The organism is Nonomuraea sp. NPDC048882 (assembly GCF_040649755.1).
In the GTDB taxonomy this organism is placed as follows: Bacteria; Actinomycetota; Actinomycetes; order Streptosporangiales; family Streptosporangiaceae; genus Nonomuraea; species Nonomuraea maheshkhaliensis.
Genome location: NZ_JBEZGB010000002.1, coordinates 378336 through 395700 on the forward strand (window position 1 = coordinate 378336; position 17365 = coordinate 395700).

Here is a 17365-nt window from a genome sequence, read left to right on the forward strand (position 1 = left end):
CGTGAGTTACGGCTTGACCCCGGCCCAGGACTCCAGCTGTGTCACGAACCGCTTGGCGGAGTTGGGCCAGTGGTGGTTGGCCCGGGCCGCCGCGTAGCCTCGCGCGCCCTGCGCCCGCCGCTCCCTGACGTCGTCGCGCAGGGTCAGCACGGCCTGCGCGACCGCCTTGGGGTCCTCCCACGGCACCACGACGCCGCTGTCATAGCGCTCGACCAGCTCGACCGCCCGCGGTGACGGGGTCGTGATGACCGGGATGCCGTGCGCCATGTACTCCACGATCTTCGTGGGCATCGAGTGCCGGTAGTTGGGCTCGTCGTGCAGTAACGACAGCCCGGCCAGTGCCCCGTCGAGCCGCTTGAGCGCCTCGTCGTTGGGCATGAAGTCACGCCATTCGAGCAGGCCCTCGGTGACGGCCTGGTTGAGCACGGGGCGGCTCTGCGGGTCGGCGTACCCGATCAGCTCCACCGTCACCCGGTACGGCTGCAGCAGCTTGGCCACCTCGATGGCCTCGAACACGCCGCGCGCCCTGGACAGCCAGCCGAGGTAGACCACACGGTCGTCGCCCGGCGGCGTCACGGAGTCGGGCACCCAGGTCTCGTTCGGGACGATCAGGTGGGCGTCCTTGAACCTGCCCGCGTAGGCCGTCTCGGCCAGCAGCAGGTGCATGTGCCGCTCCGCGGTACCCTCCAGCATGCGCGCCAGGAAGCGCACCGGCGGCCGCAGCGGCGCCGGCAGCCACGGCTTGAGCGAGAGCGTGGCGGGGGTGTCCTCGTGCACGTCCCACACCACGGGCGGGCTGTGCCGCATACCCCACACCGCGAACAGCAGCTCGGGGTCGTGGATGAGGACGAGGTCGACCTTGTCGCGCATGCGCTTGAACAGCCGCCGCGCGGCCCACACCGCGGCCATCCGCTTGCGCTGGGCGGCCCTGGGCAGATCCACACCGGTGACCCACGGCCGGGGCACGACGCCGTGCGCCGTGAACGACGCCGCATACGTGACCTCATGACCGGCATCCACAAGGGCACGGATCTGCCGATGCAGAATTCTCGCGTCCTCGGGGTTATGCACCACCGTCATGACGAGCACGTGCACTGCGCGCAACCCTCCGTCGCTACAGCCGCTCGACGCGTTCACCCTCGGCGAGGACGCCGCGGGTGTCCAGCACGAGCCTGGCCTTGGCCTCGACCATGTCGAGGTCGAACGCGGCGTGCTGCTGAAGCAGCAGCGTCACGTCCGCGTTGATCACGGCCTCGGCCAGATCCTCCTCACGCGGCACCGGGGTGCCGTCCACCGACCACTCCTTGACGTACGGGTCCGCGAACGAGAGCTCGGCGCCCAGCTCCAGCAGCGCACGCGCTACGGGGAGGGCCGGGGTCTCACGCTCGTCGGCGATATCCGGTTTGTAGGTGACGCCGAGCATAACGACTTTGGCGCCGTTGACGGCCTTTTTATGCCTGTTGAGCAACCGTTGTGCGCGAGCGACCACGTACGAGGGCATCCGCTCGTTGATCTCCTGCGCCAGCTCCACGAACCGGAACGGGTAGCCGAGCTTGCGCACCGTGTACGACAGGTACGACGGGTCCACCGGGATGCAGTGCCCGCCGACCCCCGGCCCCGGCAGGAACTTGTGGAAGCCGAACGGCTTGGTGGCCGCCGCCTCGATGGACTCCCACAGGTCGATGCCGAGCTCGTCGCAGAAGATCGCCATCTCGTTGACGAGGGCGATGTTGACGTGCCGGTAGGTGTTCTCCAGCAGCTTGGCCATCTCGGCCTCGCGAGTGCCGCTGACCGGCACCACCTGCTCGATGAACTGCCCGTAGAACGCCGTGGCCCGGTCGCGGCAGGCCGGAGTGAAGCCGCCGACGACCTTGGGTGTGTTGCGCAGGCCGAACTTGGGGTTGCCCGGGTCGATGCGCTCGGGCGAGAACGCCAGCGAGAAGTCCTCACCGGCGACGAGCCCCGACTTCTCCAGCAGCGGCCTGGCCACCTCGTCGGTGGTGCCGGGCCACGTGGTGGATTCGAGCACGACGAGCGTGCCCTTGCTCAGGTTGCGGCCGACGGCCCTGGTCGCACCCTCCACCGCGGACAGGTCCGGGCGGTGGTCCTCGTCGAGCGGGGTCGGGACGCAGATGACGATCGTGTTGCTTCTGGCCAGCACGCCCTCGTCGAGCGTGGCGCTGAACCCGCTGGCCAGCATGTGCTCAAGGTCGGCGTCGGTCAGGTCATCGATGTAGGACTGCCCGGCGTTGAGCGCGTCGACCTTGGCCGGGTCCACGTCCACGCCGACGACCCGCAGGCCGGCGGCCACTGCCTCCTTGGCGAGAGGCATGCCGACGTAGCCCAGACCGATGACAGCCAAGTCGATTTCTGTCACAGCTGTGCCTTTGGGAGCCGGAAACAACACTTCATGGTCGCAAAGGTTATCTCAAGTCCACCTAGCTCACGCCTAATGCGACCGAACCTGTCGTAAGAGACAGCCAACGCGAAGGTCATCATTCGGCAAGGGACCGGTATAGAGCTTGATAAGTCTCGGCAACGCGGCTCCAAGTCCGCTTCGCCGCCACTTCCGCACGTCCCGCCTCACCCATCTCAGCCCGCCGCGCCGGGTCCTCACGGAGCCCGGCGATGGCCTTGGCCAGCTCGGCGGGATCACCGGGCGGGACCAGCAGGCCGGCTCCGTCGGAGCCGACGAGCTCGGACAGCGCGGGCAGATCGCTGAGCACGACGGGCTTCCCGAGCGCCATCGCCTCGACGGGTTTCAATGGCGTAACAAGTCGGCAGACGCGCAGATCCTCACGCGGGCAGGCGAAGATGTCGATGGCGTCCTGCGCCTGCAGCGCCTCGTCCGGGCCGACCCGGCCGGGCAGGATGGCGTCGCGCAGGCCCAGCTCCTCGACGAGTTCGAGGAGGTTGTCGCGCTCGGTGCCGTCGCCGACGATCAGCACCCGCACGGGGGTGTTCTGGTCGCGCAGCAGCGCGGCGGCGCGCAGCAGGGTCGCGAAGCCCTCGTAGGCCACGATGCTGGACACCGAGCCGACCACGATCTCGCCGTCGGCGATGCCGTACGCGCTCCTGAACGACGCCCCGTCGTAGTGGGCCGACAGCAGCTCGTCGTCCACGGCGTTGGGCGCCAGGTGGATCCGCTCGCGCGGCACGCCGCGCTCGACGATCTCGGTGGCCATCGTCTCGGCCAGCGTGACGACGGCGTCGGCCTCGCGCATGAGGAACGCCTCGCGCTCGCGCTGGAGCACGTGCCGCTGGCTGCCGACCCTGATCGGGTCGCGCGAGGCCCAGGTCTCCTCAAGGAAGCCGCGCACCTCGTAGACGTACGGCGTGCCCGTCCTGTCGCGCACGGCGTGGGCGACGGAGCCGTTGCGGTGGTCGGTGGCGGCGTGCAGGACCTGCGGGCGCAGCTCGGTGACCAGCTTGGTGACCCGGTCGGCGCCCTTGATCATGCGCCCCTGCATCTCGAACGGCATCTCGCCGTGAGCGCCCGGCAGCAGTCGGTAGTAGGGGATGCCGTCGATCTCGTCGTACGGCGTCGCGTCCGCGTGCCCCTGCAACATGGGCCAGCCCCAGCTGGTGACCACGTGCGGGTCGATGCCCGCGGCCTTCTGCGCGGTGACGATGCGGTGGGTCCTGACCGTGTAGCCGGCCTGCGTGTACGGCAGCGCATTGGTGACCAGGTGCAGCACGCGCCCCTTGACCCGCTCCAGGATGGCCACCTTGGGCCCCGGCGGGATCGGGTCGGGACTGATCGCGGCCAGCTCGCCCCGGTAGTAGGCGGCCCTGCGCTTGACGAACGGGTATTTGGCGTGGGCGTCCAGCACGACGGAGGCCTCACTGACCCGGCCGGCGTCCCAGAGTTCCTTGGCCTCGTTCCACGGTCCCTTGACCACGCGCATGCCGAACTTGCGCACGATGCGCCTGGCCCGGCGGGCGGCCGGCCAGGCGACGCTGCCGACGATGGGGCGCAGGCCCTTGGGCAGCGCGTCGGCGGCGGCCTGCGCCACGCGGACGGGGTCGGACTTGACCTTCGTCACGACCACGCGGGAGACGATGATCGGGTGCTGGACGAAGCCCTTGAGAAGTCCACCGACGCCGGCACGGGCGGACTTCGCGGAGACCCCGTCAGATCTGCGGGAGGAGTCTTGACGACTGGCGTCGGATGCCACGCTGGGACCGTACCATAGGCAGCGTTTTTTCCCTTCCGCTATGAAAGGCGAGGTCAATGAGGGAAAACCCCCTGGTCCTGCACGTTTTGGGCGCTCGTCCCAATTTCGTGAAAGCGGCCCCGGTGGTGCGGGCACTCGGCGAGCTCGGCGTGCGGCAGGGCATCATCCACACTGGTCAGCACTACGACGCGCTGATGTCCGACGTCTTCTTCGCCGATCTCGGCCTGCCCGAGCCGGTGGCCAACCTCGGGGTCGGCTCAGGCAGCCACGCCAAGCAGACCGCCGCCCTGCTCGTCGGCCTTGAGGAGGTCGTCCAGGAGCACGAGCCCGACCTGGTCGTCGTCTACGGCGACGTGAACTCCACGCTGGCCGCGATCCTGGTCTGCGCCAAGCTGGGCGTACGGACCGCGCACGTCGAGGCGGGGCTGCGCTCCTACGACCGCGGCATGCCGGAGGAGGTCAACCGGGTCGTCACCGATGCACTGGCCGACCTGCTGTTCGCCACCTCGCCGGAGGCGCTGTCGTACCTGGCGGGCGAGGGCGTGCCCGCCTCGAAGGTGCACCTGGTGGGCAACCCCATGATCGACAGCCTGTACGCGGCGCTGCCGTCGCTGGACCCGGCGCCCGTGGTGGCGCGGCTGGCGCTGCCCGCACGTTACGCGGTGGCCACCCTGCACCGCCCGGCCAACGTGGACACCCCGGAGGCCGCCAAGGAGCTGGTGGACGCGGTGCTGGAGGTCTCGCGGCAGATCCCGATCGTGGTGCCGATCCACCCGCGCGGCAAGGCGCGACTGGCCGAGGCGGGCCTGGTGGACGGCGAGTCGATCAAGGTGGTCGACCCGCTGGGCTATGTGGACTTCCTCTCACTCGTCCGCGGCGCCGCGCTGGTCGTCACCGACTCCGGCGGCGTCCAGGAGGAGACGACCATGCTCGGCGTCCCCTGCCTGACCGTCCGGCCCAACACCGAGCGGCCGATCACGATCACCCACGGGACGAACCGCCTGGTCACCCCCGCGCTGCTGCCCGCGGCGGCGGAGAAGGCGCTGGCCGACGGCGCGGCCACGCCGGCCGGTGAGCTGCCGGTGCTGTGGGACGGCAAGGCCGGGCCGCGCATCGCCACGGTGATCGCCGCCTGGTTGGAGGGCGACAACCTCGCCCCTGCCTCTCAGGGCAAACGCCGCGAATAGCGGCAATGTCCGCCGTACTATGAGTTCCCTCCGCTAAGCGATAGGCGTACCACCATGGCCGATACTCCAGAACAGCCCACCTACCAGCGACTCGGCCCCGTCAACTGGCTGCCGGAAGAGCGCAAGCTCGTCGAGCGGTACGAGGCGGAGGTCACGGAGCTGCGCAGGCGGCTGGAGATCGCCGAGGCGAAGGCGGCGTACGCGACCTGGAAGCTGGAGGCGACCCAGGCCAAGCGGACGTTCAAGCTGGGTGAGGCGCTGGGCTCGAAGAGCCCGGGGCGGATCGTCGAGGCGGTCCGCTCGAAGGAACGGGCGCCCAAGCCGCCGCTGCCGGTCAGCGAGGCCGCCGCACTGGCCGGCAACCGTCCTCCCCTGGTCGAGGTGCCCGCGGTGAAGTGGCCGAACGGCCCGGTGGCCCGGCCTGACCTCAAGGTCGCGGTGATCCTCGACGACTTCTCCAGGGCGGCCTTCCGCTACGAGTGGGACCAGATCGAGTTCGGGCTCAAGGACTGGCCGGAGATCTTCGCCGACAAGCGGCCCGACCTGCTGTTCTGCGAGTCGGCCTGGCACGGGAACCAGGGCCGCTGGCGCTACCAGATGACCGGCACGAACGCTCCGAAGGAGCCGCTGCGCGAGCTGGTGGCGTGGTGCAAGCAGGAGGGCATCCCCACGGTCTTCTGGAACAAGGAGGACCCGCCCAACTTCGACTTCTTCATCGACACGGCCAAGCTGTTCGACTACGTGTTCACCTGCGACGGTGACATGCTGCCGAAATATCGGGAAATTTTGGGACATGATCGGGTGGACGTGCTGCAGTTCGCCGCCCAGCCCCGCGTGCACAACCCGATCCAGCAGAACAAGGGCCGCCTGCACGACGTGGTCTTCGCCGGGATGTACTTCAGGGACAAGCATCCCGAGCGCCGCGAGCAGATGGAGACCGTGCTCGACCCGGTCAGGGAGCTGGGCCTGCACATCTTCGCGCGCAACGGCGAGGTGGACGAGAAGTACGCCTGGCCGGAGAAGTACCGGCCGCACATCGTGGGCGAGCTGCCCTATGACCAGATGCTGGCCGCGTACCGGATGTACAAGGTCTTCCTCAACGTCAACTCCGTGCTCGACTCCCCGACCATGTGCGCCAGGCGCGTCTTCGAGCTGTCGGCCTGCTCGACCCCCGTCGTGTCGGGCTGGTCGCGGGCGATCGAGGAGACCTTCGGCGACCTGGTGCCGATCGCGCGCGAGCCGATCGAGTCCTACAACCAGGTCCTGCACCTGATGAACAGCCCCGAGTTGCGGGCCAGGATGGGCCACCTGGCGATGCGCGAGGTGTTCGACAAGCACCTGTTCTCGCACCGGGTGGACCAGATCCTCCAGGACCTCGGGCACCACGTGGAGCCCAGGTCGCGCTCGATCTCGGTCGTGCTGCCCACCAACCGCGCCGCGCAGATCGAGCACGCGATCTCGTCGGTCGCCAAGCAGCGGCACCGCCCGCTCCAGCTGATCATGGTGCTGCACGGCCTGGACATCGACCCGGTCGTGGTGGCCGACAAGGCTCGCATGGCGGGCATCTCTGACGTCGTGGTGCTGCCCGCCGCCGCCGAACTGTCGCTCGGCGCCTGCATGAACCTGGGCATCGACGCCGCCGAGGGCGAGCTGATCGCCAAGATGGACGACGACAACCTCTACGGCGAGCACTACCTGTCGGACCTGGTCAGGGCCTTCGACTACTCCGACGCGGAGCTGACGGGCAAGGGCGCGCACTACGCGTACTTCGAGGGCAGCAACACCACGATGTTGCGCCTGCCCGGCCTGGAGCACCGCTACTCGTGGCTGGTGCAGGGCGGCACGTTCCTCGGCAAGGCGGACCTGTTCCGCTCGTACCGCTTCGCCGACATCACCAGGGGCGAGGACACCCACCTCGTACGGCGCCTCAAGGAGGACTCCGTCAAGATCTACTCGGCGGACCGCTTCAACTTCGTCTACTGGCGCAGCGCCGACACCGCGATGCACACCTGGCAGGCCGACCACATCAAGCTGACCAGAAACGCCCAGTTCTCCTTCGTCGGCCGCCCGGACGATCACGTGCTGATCTGAGTCCATGGGCGTCCCGGCCACGTCCGGCACGCCCTCGACGTATGCCCGCTACCTGGTGACTCTCGCCAGGTTCTGGTCGGCGAGGTCGGCCAGCTCGTACAGGCCCTGCGGCTTGACCCGCTGGCCGACCACGAGCATCGACATGATCATCGTCCCGCGCCTGATCATGACGGAGCCGATCTGCGCGTTCTTCTTGTCCCCCGTCGCCGTGGTGAGGTAGGCGCGCGACTGGTCGCCCTTGGCCGGCATGCCGAGCGTGCGCGTCTTGTAGCTGACCTTCGTGCCGGCGACGTCGGCGGTGTAGTCGACGCACTGCTTGGGCAGCGGCTCGGGGAAGGCCGCCGCGGGCAGCGACACGACCGCCTGCGTGATCGAGCCACGGTCGGCCGAGAACGCGATCACCGCGGCGGGCGACTTGGCGACGTCGGGCCGGTCGGCGTCGAGCTGGGCGGCTCCGGCGCACTCGGGGTGCTGCAGCTTGGCCTGGCGCAGGGCGGCCAGCCCCTGCTGGGTGGACTTGAGCGAGCCGAACGCGCCCAGCTCGGGCCCGTAGGCGATGCGCATGCCCTTGGGCACCGGCAGCAGGGCTGCCCGCAGCCTGGCGTCGGCCGCGGACGACGGCGTCGTGGCGGCGGGCGCGGGGGCGGCGGCCTTCGGGCTCGCCTCCGTGGATGAGCATCCGGCGATGACCAGTGTGCTCAGAAATATGCCGGGAATCGCTTTGTGCATGGGGTCTCCATTTCACTCCGTCAGCATTTCTGGAAACGCTAGAGGAAGCGGAGAGTAAGGGGCCGAGTAACGTCGCTATTCGCGGTAATCGGTGGCTTCACGAATGATTTCCGATTCGCCCGCGGCGGGATTCCGCCGTCCAGCGCCTGACCGGCTGGACGGAGCGGCTCGTACCCGCCCGGATACCCATGAGCCGCCCGGCGATGATCTTGACTCTCGTTCGCGCAGCTTGAGCCGCTCCTCCAGGACGGACGACGAGCTTCGGGCCGCCGCGGGACGCGAGGTCGCAAACGGGCATTCGCCGTAATAGGGCACGCAAAATGTTTCTCGAGGCGCTGCGCGCCTGAGCGCGGCTTTTCTCCTGGCCTGCCGATGATCGCGCCATGAGCTTGACTCCGCGCGATCTCGGGATGGATGTCACCATTTCCCGCAGGGACCTCTTCGACGGTGTGGCCCTCGGATGCGTGATCTCGGGCGGCGCGCCGGGGCGGGCGGAGGCGGCCCAGAAGGCCCTGAGACAGCCGGTGGGCTTCGTCATGCGCGGGGACACGAGTGCGGCGCTCAGCGTGCCGCACGCGCTGCGGGACGGGCGGTTCTGGGAGCATGCGGGCCCGTTCGTCCCCACGGGCGAGCGGCACGACCTGGTGGTGGTCGGCGGCGGGCGCGGCGGGCTGAGCGCGGCCTCCGAGTGGCTGCGCCGCCGTCCGCACGACCGGGTGCTCGTCCTCGACAACCACGACGGCTCCGGCGGGCACGCGCCGCTGTGCCGGCGGGCCGGGGCCGACGCGGTGATGTGCGACGAGGAGAGCTTCGGCACGGACACCCTGGTCAAGCTCACCTCCCCCGGCTGGATCGGCCGGCTGCCGATCGCCGTGCGGGCGCGGCGGGACCTGCTCATGCTGCACGACGACCCGCCCGACTGGCTGCCGGGGCTGCCCGCACAGGCCAAGCAGGAGCGGCTGGCCGGGCTGACGTACGCGCAGTTCCTGCGCGAGGTGTGCGGGGTGCACCGGGACGTGGAGCGCTTCTCGCGGACGATGCCCAGCTCAGGCTGGGGGTACGACACCCGGGCGTTCGGGGCGATCGACGCCTGGGGGACCGGGTATCCGGGGTTCGCCGGGCTCGGGCTCGACCGGGGCGAGCCCTCCCGGTTCAACTCGCCCACCGTGCGGCGGGAGTGGCACGGGCCCGCACCCGCAGGCGCGCTCCCGCGCGACGAGCGGATCGACGAGCGGATCTCGGTGCGGACGTCCAGCCCCGTGGTGTCGGTGCGTGACGGGGTCGTGGGCTACTTCGACGGCCACCAGGTGCTCACCGTCGAGGCCGGGGCGGTGATCCTCGCCTGCCCGAGCGCGGTCGTCCCCTACCTGGTGCCCGACCTGCCCGCGGGGCGGCGGGCCGCGCTCAGCAGGGCCGTACGGGTACCGCTCCTGGAGGCCGTGGTACGCCTGCGCGATCCAGGGGCGTGGCGGCGGCTGGGCGTCGGGCGGGTGCGGTGGACCGGCGCGTACTGGAACGAGTCGGCGTTCGTGCCGCCTGACGGCGTCCGGCTGCTGGCCACGCCGTGCCGGTCGGAGCTGGGCCCCGGCGCCGGGTCGGCGGCGGGGCGGCGCGAACTGTTCGCGACGCCGTACGAGGTGCTGGAGCGGACCGTACGCGACCAACTGGCCCGGCTGCTCGGCCCGGTCGGCTTCGACCCGGGCCAGGGCATCGAGGCGATCGAGGTACGCCGGTGGGGGCACGCGCTGTCGCCCGAGTACTGCCGCCCGTGGGACGCGTTCTACCCCGACGGCCCCTTCCCCTCCGACGCGGCGCGGGGTCCGTTCGGCCGGATCGCCATCGCGGGGTCCGACAGCGAGCCGGCCGCGCGCGGCGAGGCCGCCGTGGTGGCCGCGATCAGGGCTGTGGAGGAACTGACGTGATCAGGACACTCTGGCTGCGGATCTTCGTGACCGGGTTCGCGCTCTGGCTGGCCACCGTGGCCGTCACCGCCTGGACCGGGAACTCCAACCTGGTCCCGACCGTGGTGCTGTTCGGCAGCTTCCTGGTGCCGGTGACGTTCGTGGTCTGGGCGTACGGGCGGGGCCGCTCGCCGGGGGTGACGGTCGAGCTGCTGTTCCAGGCGTTCGTGGTGGGCGGCGTGCTGGGCGTGCTCGGCGCCTCGCTGCTGGAGAGCTGGCTGCTGCGCCCGTCGATCCTCATGTACGTGCTGGTCGGCCTGATCGAGGAGGGCGTCAAGCTGGCCGCCCTGATCGTCGTCACCAGGCACATGACCAGGCGTTTCACCAGGGATGGCCTGGTGCTTGGCGCGACCGTCGGCTTCGGCTTCGCCGCCTTCGAGAGCGCGGGCTACGCCTTCAACGCCCTGTTCACCGCCTCGGGGTTGTCGCTGGCCCAGCTCGTGGAGACCGAGGTGCTGCGCGGCATCCTGACGCCCGTCGGCCACGGCCTGTGGACGGCCATCGCCGGTGGCGCGCTGTTCGCGGCGCGCGGGCGGCTCACCGGCCCGGTGCTGCTGACCTACCTGGGCGTCTCGCTGCTGCACGCGCTGTGGGACTCGATGAGCGCCATCGCCATCGCGATCACGCTGGTGCTGACCGGGCGACGGTGGCAGTTCGAGCTGCTGCGGATCGGGCGTGTGCCAAACGTGACGCAGTGGCAGGTACACGTCTACACCGTGCTCAACTGGGCGGGACTTCTCGTGATTTCGCTGGTAGCGCTCCTGTGGCTGTGGACGATAGCCGTCTCGTCCCGCCGCGAGCGCGAGATCTTGTCCCAATAATCACGGTAATGAACGCCTTGCTCCCACTGCGCCGGAAGCATAATCGGTGCTAGTCTCCTGTGCGATCTTCCGGAGGTGTATTTACACAAGGTGTGGAAATGCCCCCGACTCGAGGTTGGGACATGGGCTCGCGAAACCGGTCAATTCGGTTCAAGATCTTCTTATTGCTACTGCTACCCCTCCTGTCTCTGAGCGCGCTCTGGGGTTTCGTCCTCAACCTCACCATGGGCGACGCTCGATCACTACTCCGCGCGAACACCCTCTACCGGACCATCGGCATCACCTCCACCGACCTGGGCCTTCAGCTGCAGGCCGAACGTGCGCGCTCCTCCGAGTCGCTCACTACGCGTGAGCTGACCGAGGCGCTCAGCTCGCAGCGCGCCCGCACCGACAGGTCCGTGACCGAGTTCCGCCAGGCCGTCACCGAGGCCGGCGACTCCGCCGACGGCAACCTGCGCCAGCCGCTGCGCGGCCTTCAGGGGGCGCTCGACCGCCTCGGCACGATCCGCTCCGACATCGACGGCGGCGTCAGCTCGCGCCTGACCGGGCTGAACGAGTACAACCGCATCCTCGACTCGATCTTCCTCGTCTACGACCACCTGGTCTCCGTCCCCGACCTGACGATCTTCCAGCAGGCGTCGTCGTTGCAGGCCATGGGCATGGCCAGGGAGTACGTCGCCAGGGAGCACGCCCTCGTCCTCGGCGCCCTGGCCGACAAGCAGCTCACCGCGCCCGAGACGGCCGCCTTCACCGAGTACGCGGCCTCCAGGCGGTTCCTGCACTCGCGCGGCATGGCCGGGCTCGACGTGTCGGTGCGCAGGCCGTACGAGCAGATCTTCGCCACCGAGCCGTTCCTGACCTTCGCCACCATGGAGGCGCGGGTCATCAAGACGGGCACGCCGCCCCCCGACGCCGAAGCCTGGCACGAGGCCGTCGACCGGCTCACCGCGCGGCTCGACGTCCTCGGCGCGAGCGCCACCAGCACCCTGGCGACCCGCACGTCCGAGGCCGCCACCTCCACCGTGGTCAAGATCTCCGCCGCGGGCGGCGTCGGGTTGATCGCCGTGCTCGCGTCGATCATCATCTCTGTACGCTTCGGTCGTCGCCTGGCCGGAGAGCTGGCCGGGCTGCGTACCGCCGCGGTCGAGCTGTCGCAGCGCCGGTTGCCCGACATCGTGGCCCGGCTGCGCAGAGGCGACGAGGTCGACGTACGGAAGGAGACCAAGGCCATCAAGGTGAGCGGTTCCGCGGAGATCACCGACGTGGCCAGGGCGTTCGGATCCCTGCAGCGCACGGCCGTACGGGCCGCCGTCGGCCAGGCCGCGCTGCGCCACGGGGTCGGCCAGGTCTTCCTCAATCTCGCCCGGCGCAAGCAGGGCCTGCTGCACCGCCAGCTCGCGCTGCTCGACGGCATGCAGCGGCGTACGCACGACCCCGACAGGCTGGAGGAGCTCTTCCGCCTGGACCACCTGACCACCCGCATGCGGCGGCACGCCGAGAGCCTCATCGTGCTGTCGGGCGCCGCCCCTGGACGCGCCTGGCGCAAGCCGGTGCCCGTGATCGACATCGTCCGGGCCGCCGTCGCCGAGGTCGAGGACTACACCAGGATCGCCGTGGAGGCGATACCGGTCAGCGCCATCGACGGGACCGTCGCGGCCGACCTGACCCACCTCGTGGCCGAACTGGTCGAGAACGCCACCATCTACTCGCCCCCCGACACCATCGTGCAGGTGCGCGGCGACCTGGTGAGCAACGGCTACGCCATCGAGGTCGAGGACAAGGGGCTCGGGCTGCCGCCCGCCGACTACGCCCGCGTCAACGCGCTGCTGGCCGATCCGCCCGAGTTCGACCTGGCCGACAGCGACCGGCTCGGCCTGTTCGTGGTGGCCAAGCTGGCTCAGCGGCACGGGATCCAGGTGCTGCTGCGCCGCTCGCCGTTCGGCGGCACCACGGCCATCGTGCTCGCGCCCCGCTCGATCGTGACCGAGCAGAGCGCGCTGGAGGCGGCGGGCGGGGACGGCCGGGCCGACCTGCCCAGCCGTACGCGCAAGAAGGCGCTCGCGGTCGTGTCGTCGGGGACGCACGCCGGGCTGCCCAGGCGGGTGCGCCAGGCCCACCTGGCGCCGCAGCTCAAAGAGGCGCCGTCAGAGCCCCAGTCTGAGTCACAGCCTGAGCCCCAGTCTGAGCCACAGCCCGAACGCTCTCCCGACGAGGTACGCGACCTGTTCTCCGCGTTCCAGCGGGGAACGCAACGCGCCCGAGAAGAAGCCTCTGAGGAGGGGCCATGAGTAAGGGGGAAGCATGAGTGCGCCGACCACCAACACCGGTGAGCTGAACTGGCTGCTGGACGACCTTGCCACCAGGGTCGCCGCCGTGCGCCAGGCGGTCATCCTGTCGACCGACGGCCTGGCCGTGGGTTACTCCAAGGGATTGATCCGCGAGGACGCCGAGCACCTGTCAGCGGTGGCGGCCGGCTTCCAGAGCCTGGCCCGCGGCACCGGCCGTCATTTCGGCGGCGGCGACGTGCGTCAGACCATCGTGGAGATGGAGTCGGCGTTCCTGTTCGTGACCGCGGCCGGCCAGGGCACCTGCCTGGCCGTGATCGCGGAGGCGAACGTGGACGTCGGCCAGATCGCCTATGAGATGGCGATGCTGGTCAAGCGGGTGGGCCAGCACATCACCACCAACCCGCGCGCTGGAGCGTCATGAGCGATAGCCCGCAGTGGTTCGATGAGGAGGCGGGTCCGGTCGTCCGGCCCTACGCTCTCATCCGCGGTCGCACCCGCTCCTCCGGAGACGGGTTCGACCTCGTGGCCACCGTGCGCGCCGTGGGCGATGCCCCCGGCGAGCTCGGGCCGGAACAGCAGCTCATCCTGCGGGCAGCCCGTAGTCCGATCTCGGTGGCCGATCTGGCCGTCGAGCTCGATCTGCCCGTAGGCGTCATCCGGGTGTTGCTCGGTGACATGCGTGACCACGGCCTCATCTCGGTGACGTCGCCCTCCGCCGGAGGGTCGCGGTCGAATGAGCGCATTCTCAAGGAAGTGATCAATGGACTCCGTGCTCTCTGACGACCCTGTCGCGCTCAAGATCCTGATCGCGGGGGGGTTCGGCGTCGGCAAGACCACCCTGGTCGGGTCGATCAGCGAGATCAGGCCGCTACGCACGGAAGAGGTGCTCTCCGACCGCGGCATCGGCGTGGACGATCTCGACGGCGTCGAGGCCAAGACCACCACCACCGTGGCGATGGACTTCGGCCGGATCACGATCCGCGAGGGGCTGGTCGTCTACCTGTTCGGCACGCCCGGGCAGGAGCGGTTCTGGTTCATGTGGGACGAGCTGTCCTACGGCGCGCTGGGCGCGGTCGTGATCGCCGACACCCGGCGGCTCACCGACTGCTTCCCGTCCGTCGACTACTTCGAGCAGCGCGGCACGCCGTTCGTGGTGGCCGTCAACTGCTTCGACGGCGCGGACCGGCACAGCGTGGACGACGTGCGCATCGCGCTCGACCTGGACGACGACGTGCCGGTCATGCTGTGCGACGTACGGCGCAGGACCTCCGCCAAGGAAGTCATGATCACGCTGGTGGAGCACTCCCTGAGGACGCTCACCTCGGCGAACTAACCTCTGCCGAGTGCCCCGCTCAGAGGGCGCGCAGGCCGTTGATCACCTCGCGGAGCAGGCTCTCCGACGGGGTGGCGGCCTTGTCGCGCGGCGGCCTGATCGTCACCAGGCCGTGCTCGACCAGGTCCCCCAGCAGCACGCGCACGACGCCGACGGGCAGGCCGAGATCCGAGGCGACCTCGACGACCGGGCTGTTCTGTCCCGACACCAGGCCCAGCAGCCGGCGATGCTGCGTGCTCAGCTCGGCCTTGGACGGGGCGGGCAGCCCCGTGGAGACGACCGTCGCCAGCAGGTCGATTTCGGAGGAGGCGGCGGACCTGGTGCGCCCGCGCGCGATCGCGTAAGGCCGCACGACCGGCCCCGCCTCCTCGTCGACCCACTCGTGCTCGCGACTCACGATTCAGCTCCCCCATCCTGCTCACTCTCCTGCCGTCCGCGCTGCCAGCCGGACTGGAGCGAGGAGAGCAGCGCCCTGGCCTCCTCGGGCGAGCGCTCCTCGGCCGGCGGCACGGGCGGCGGCGCCTGCTTGAGCCGCTGCGGCAGACCGGCCTGCCGCTCCCGTTGCGGCAATCCCCCTGGCCGCTCGCGCTGGGGCAGCCCGTCGCTCCTGTCGCGCTGAGGCTCCCCGTCAAGCTGCCCGTCACGCTGCCGCCCGGTCCTGTCACGCTGCTGGGGCAGCTCTGTGGGCCGCTGGGGGGCGTCCTGGGTGCGCTCACGGCGCGGCAGCTGCTGCGGCGGCGTGATCGGGTCGTCCTGCGGCGCGGTCTGCTGCGGAACGGAGTGGGTGGCGGCGGCCCGCTTGCTCGTACGCACGCGCCGCGGCAGCTCGCCTGGCCCGGTGTCCTCCCTGACGACCGACACGGACACGGGCTCGAACTCCAGCGGCCGCACCGGGGCCGTCATGGGCTCGACCAGCGCGGCGGGGATGAGCACGATGGCGGTGGTGCCGCCGTACGGGGAGGGCTTGACCGTGACCTTCACCCCGTGCCGGTTCGCGAGCATGCCCACCACCGCGAACCCCAGCCGCTCGGTCTGCGAGGGGTCGAACTCGGGCGGGCTGGCCAGGCGGTCGTTGATGGCCTTGCGGGTGCCCTCGTCCATGCCCAGGCCGCGGTCCTCCACCTCGACGGCGAAGCCCCTGCCGACCATCTCGCCGCGTACGGAGACCTCGTTGCCGGGCGAGGAGAACGTGGTGGCGTTCTCGATCAGCTCGGCGAACAGGTGCATGAGGTCGGCCACGGCCGCGCCGGAGACGCCGCACTCGGGCATCGGATAGACGCGGACCCGCGTGTACTCCTCCACCTGCGCCGCCGCGCCGCTCAGCACGTCCTCGACCGGGATGACCCCGCGCCACCTGCGGCCCGCGGTGCCGCCGGAGAGCAGCACCAGGCCCTCGGCGTGACGGCGCATGCGGGTGGTGAGGTGGTCGAGCCGGAACAGCCGCTCCAGGGCCTCCGGCTCCTCCGTCTGACGCTGCATCTCGTCGAGCAGCCGCAACTGGCGCTGCAGCAGCGACTGGCTGCGCCGGGCCAGGTTGCGCAGCGCCTCGGAGACGCCCTCCCGCATCCTGGCCTGCTCGACGGCCGCGTCCACGGCCGTGCTCTGCACGCTGTCGAACGCCGAGGCCAGGTCCCTGACCTCGCTGGTGGACTTCTGGTCGACGGGGATGCGCGGCGCCTCGGTGGCCAGGTCCACGCTCTGGCCCTTGCGCAGCTTGTCCACCACGTCGGGCAGCCTGATCTCCGCCAGGTCCAGCGTCGTACGGCGCAGCGCCCCCAGCTCGCGGGTGAGCTTGCGGCCCACCCGGACCGAGATGAAGATCGAGAACACGACCGCGATCAGGCCGAGCGCGCCGGCGACTCCGGCCCGCACGACGACGGCGACACCCTCCGGCTCCATCCTGGCCAGCAGCTTGTCACCGGTGCGCGAGACGGCCTCGCGGTACTGCTGCTGCACCTGGTCGTAGACGCCCCGCCACAGGTCCACGTCGAGCGGCCGGCCGCCGATGTAACTCTCGACCAGGTTCTCCATCGTGATGTAGCGCGGCGAGTAGAACAGCTTCTCGAACGGGGCCCGCAGCTCGGTGTCGAGGTTGGCCAGGGCTTTGGGGAACAGGTACGTCCTGGATCCGTCAATCGCGGACAGCATGTGAACGTCGTGCATGTTCGCCCGGCCGTTCGAGGCAATGATCAGGGCGTGCTCGCGGGCCAGCAGCTCGCGTACCTCGTCGGCGGCGATCAGGCCCTGTGCCTGGAGCGCCAGTTCGAGGTCGGTGCTGATGGTCAGGCGGGAGTAGAGGAGATGGACCTCGTCGGCGACCTTGGCGTACTCGGTGATGAGGGCGCTGGGGGTGAGCCGGCGGCCGTCCACCTTGCCGCGGATGTCCGGCAGCCGGTCGATGGTCTCGAACACCGTCTGGAGCTGCGTCTTCATGTCCTGCGTCAGCGCGGCCTGGGTGTCCTCGGCCAGCGCGTGCGTACGCAGCAGCTTGACGCTGTCGTCCACCTTGGCCCGGGCCTTGGTCAGCGCCTCGGGGTCGCTCACGTCGCCGGCCAGCCGCTCGGCGGAGGCCAGGCGCTCGGTCTGGACGTCGGAGACCAGGCGGTCGGTGTTGTTGATGACCCCGGTCCAGATGGTCTCGACCTTGAGCAGGCTGAGCGCCTCTCCCGACGTGGTGCCCGCGGCGAAGCCCCACAGCGCGATCAGGGAGACCAAGGGGATGACGAGCAGCGTCGAGATCTTGAATCTGATGGATCTGCCCGATGCCATGACACCTG

Annotated in this window: 14 protein-coding genes; 8 read left to right on the plus strand and 6 right to left on the minus strand. The window is 70.0% G+C overall.

From position 1 onward, the window contains the following. Positions 1–6: 6 nt before the first annotated feature. The 3 genes from AB0C27_RS06905 to AB0C27_RS06915 form a co-directional block, all read right to left on the minus strand. Complete coding sequence (locus AB0C27_RS06905; RefSeq protein WP_346102372.1) at positions 7–1095, minus strand: glycosyltransferase; 1089 nt, start codon at positions 1093–1095, stop codon at positions 7–9. Positions 1096–1114: 19 nt separating this feature from the next. After that, a complete protein-coding gene (locus tag AB0C27_RS06910) occupies positions 1115–2362 on the minus strand; it encodes a nucleotide sugar dehydrogenase (RefSeq protein ID WP_357838995.1) in 1248 nt (415 codons plus the stop codon). A gap of 133 nt (positions 2363–2495) precedes the next feature. Next, positions 2496–4178: a glycosyltransferase family 4 protein gene (locus tag AB0C27_RS06915; protein WP_357838998.1), complete on the minus strand. Its 1683-nt coding sequence runs from the start codon at positions 4176–4178 to the stop codon at positions 2496–2498. A gap of 56 nt (positions 4179–4234) precedes the next feature. On the opposite strand from AB0C27_RS06915, the gene wecB reads away from it, so the two are divergent. Beyond that, entirely contained in the window at positions 4235–5365 is a 1131-nt protein-coding gene (gene wecB, locus AB0C27_RS06920) for a UDP-N-acetylglucosamine 2-epimerase (non-hydrolyzing) (RefSeq protein ID WP_357839000.1), read from the plus strand. Between the two features lie 54 nt (positions 5366–5419). Continuing rightward, complete coding sequence (locus tag AB0C27_RS06925; protein ID WP_357839003.1) at positions 5420–7456, plus strand: glycosyltransferase; 2037 nt, start codon at positions 5420–5422, stop codon at positions 7454–7456. A gap of 48 nt (positions 7457–7504) precedes the next feature. Here AB0C27_RS06925 and AB0C27_RS06930 read toward each other — a convergent pair whose 3' ends face one another. Continuing rightward, positions 7505–8185 (minus strand): hypothetical protein, encoded by a 681-nt coding sequence (locus tag AB0C27_RS06930; protein ID WP_357839006.1) that lies wholly within the window; start codon positions 8183–8185, stop codon positions 7505–7507. 383 nt (positions 8186–8568) lie between these two features. On the opposite strand from AB0C27_RS06930, the gene AB0C27_RS06935 reads away from it, so the two are divergent. The 6 genes from AB0C27_RS06935 (at position 8569) to AB0C27_RS06960 (ending at position 14588) form a co-directional block, all read left to right on the plus strand. Then, on the plus strand, positions 8569–10107 hold the full coding sequence (locus tag AB0C27_RS06935; protein ID WP_357839009.1) for an FAD-dependent oxidoreductase: 1539 nt from the start codon (positions 8569–8571) through the stop codon (positions 10105–10107). After that, positions 10104–10967, plus strand: coding sequence for a PrsW family glutamic-type intramembrane protease (locus AB0C27_RS06940; protein ID WP_357839012.1), 864 nt, complete (start codon positions 10104–10106; stop codon positions 10965–10967). Before AB0C27_RS06935 ends, AB0C27_RS06940 begins: the two co-directional genes overlap by 4 nt. A 164-nt stretch (positions 10968–11131) precedes the next feature. Then, positions 11132–13255 (plus strand): nitrate- and nitrite sensing domain-containing protein, encoded by a 2124-nt coding sequence (locus AB0C27_RS06945; RefSeq protein ID WP_357839015.1) that lies wholly within the window; start codon positions 11132–11134, stop codon positions 13253–13255. 13 nt (positions 13256–13268) lie between these two features. Further along, positions 13269–13676: a roadblock/LC7 domain-containing protein gene (locus AB0C27_RS06950; protein WP_357839018.1), complete on the plus strand. Its 408-nt coding sequence runs from the start codon at positions 13269–13271 to the stop codon at positions 13674–13676. After that, positions 13673–14035 (plus strand): DUF742 domain-containing protein, encoded by a 363-nt coding sequence (locus AB0C27_RS06955; RefSeq protein WP_346102317.1) that lies wholly within the window; start codon positions 13673–13675, stop codon positions 14033–14035. The genes AB0C27_RS06950 and AB0C27_RS06955 overlap by 4 nt, the downstream gene beginning before the upstream one ends. Beyond that, positions 14016–14588, plus strand: a complete 573-nt coding sequence (locus AB0C27_RS06960; RefSeq protein WP_346102315.1) for an ATP/GTP-binding protein — start codon at positions 14016–14018, stop codon at positions 14586–14588. Before AB0C27_RS06955 ends, AB0C27_RS06960 begins: the two co-directional genes overlap by 20 nt. Positions 14589–14607: 19 nt before the next feature. Here AB0C27_RS06960 and AB0C27_RS06965 read toward each other — a convergent pair whose 3' ends face one another. Further along, positions 14608–14985, minus strand: a complete 378-nt coding sequence (locus AB0C27_RS06965; RefSeq protein ID WP_357839021.1) for a DUF742 domain-containing protein — start codon at positions 14983–14985, stop codon at positions 14608–14610. Further along, positions 14982–17357: a nitrate- and nitrite sensing domain-containing protein gene (locus AB0C27_RS06970; RefSeq protein ID WP_357839024.1), complete on the minus strand. Its 2376-nt coding sequence runs from the start codon at positions 17355–17357 to the stop codon at positions 14982–14984. Before AB0C27_RS06970 ends, AB0C27_RS06965 begins: the two co-directional genes overlap by 4 nt. Between the last annotated feature and the right edge of the window lie 8 nt (positions 17358–17365).

Excerpts from the sequence above, each read along its gene's own strand:
- AB0C27_RS06925 (WP_357839003.1), top strand. The coding sequence starts at position 5,420 with ATGGCCGATACTCCAGAACAGCCCACCTACCAGCGACTCGGCCCCGTC.
- AB0C27_RS06950 (WP_357839018.1), top strand. The coding sequence starts at position 13,269 with ATGAGTGCGCCGACCACCAACACCGGTGAGCTGAACTGGCTGCTGGAC.
- AB0C27_RS06955 (WP_346102317.1), top strand. The coding sequence starts at position 13,673 with ATGAGCGATAGCCCGCAGTGGTTCGATGAGGAGGCGGGTCCGGTCGTC.
- AB0C27_RS06970 (WP_357839024.1), bottom strand. The coding sequence starts at position 17,357 with ATGGCATCGGGCAGATCCATCAGATTCAAGATCTCGACGCTGCTCGTC.
- AB0C27_RS06935 (WP_357839009.1), top strand. The coding sequence starts at position 8,569 with ATGAGCTTGACTCCGCGCGATCTCGGGATGGATGTCACCATTTCCCGC.
- AB0C27_RS06930 (WP_357839006.1), bottom strand. The coding sequence starts at position 8,185 with ATGCACAAAGCGATTCCCGGCATATTTCTGAGCACACTGGTCATCGCC.
- AB0C27_RS06960 (WP_346102315.1), top strand. The coding sequence starts at position 14,016 with ATGGACTCCGTGCTCTCTGACGACCCTGTCGCGCTCAAGATCCTGATC.
- wecB (WP_357839000.1), top strand. The coding sequence starts at position 4,235 with ATGAGGGAAAACCCCCTGGTCCTGCACGTTTTGGGCGCTCGTCCCAAT.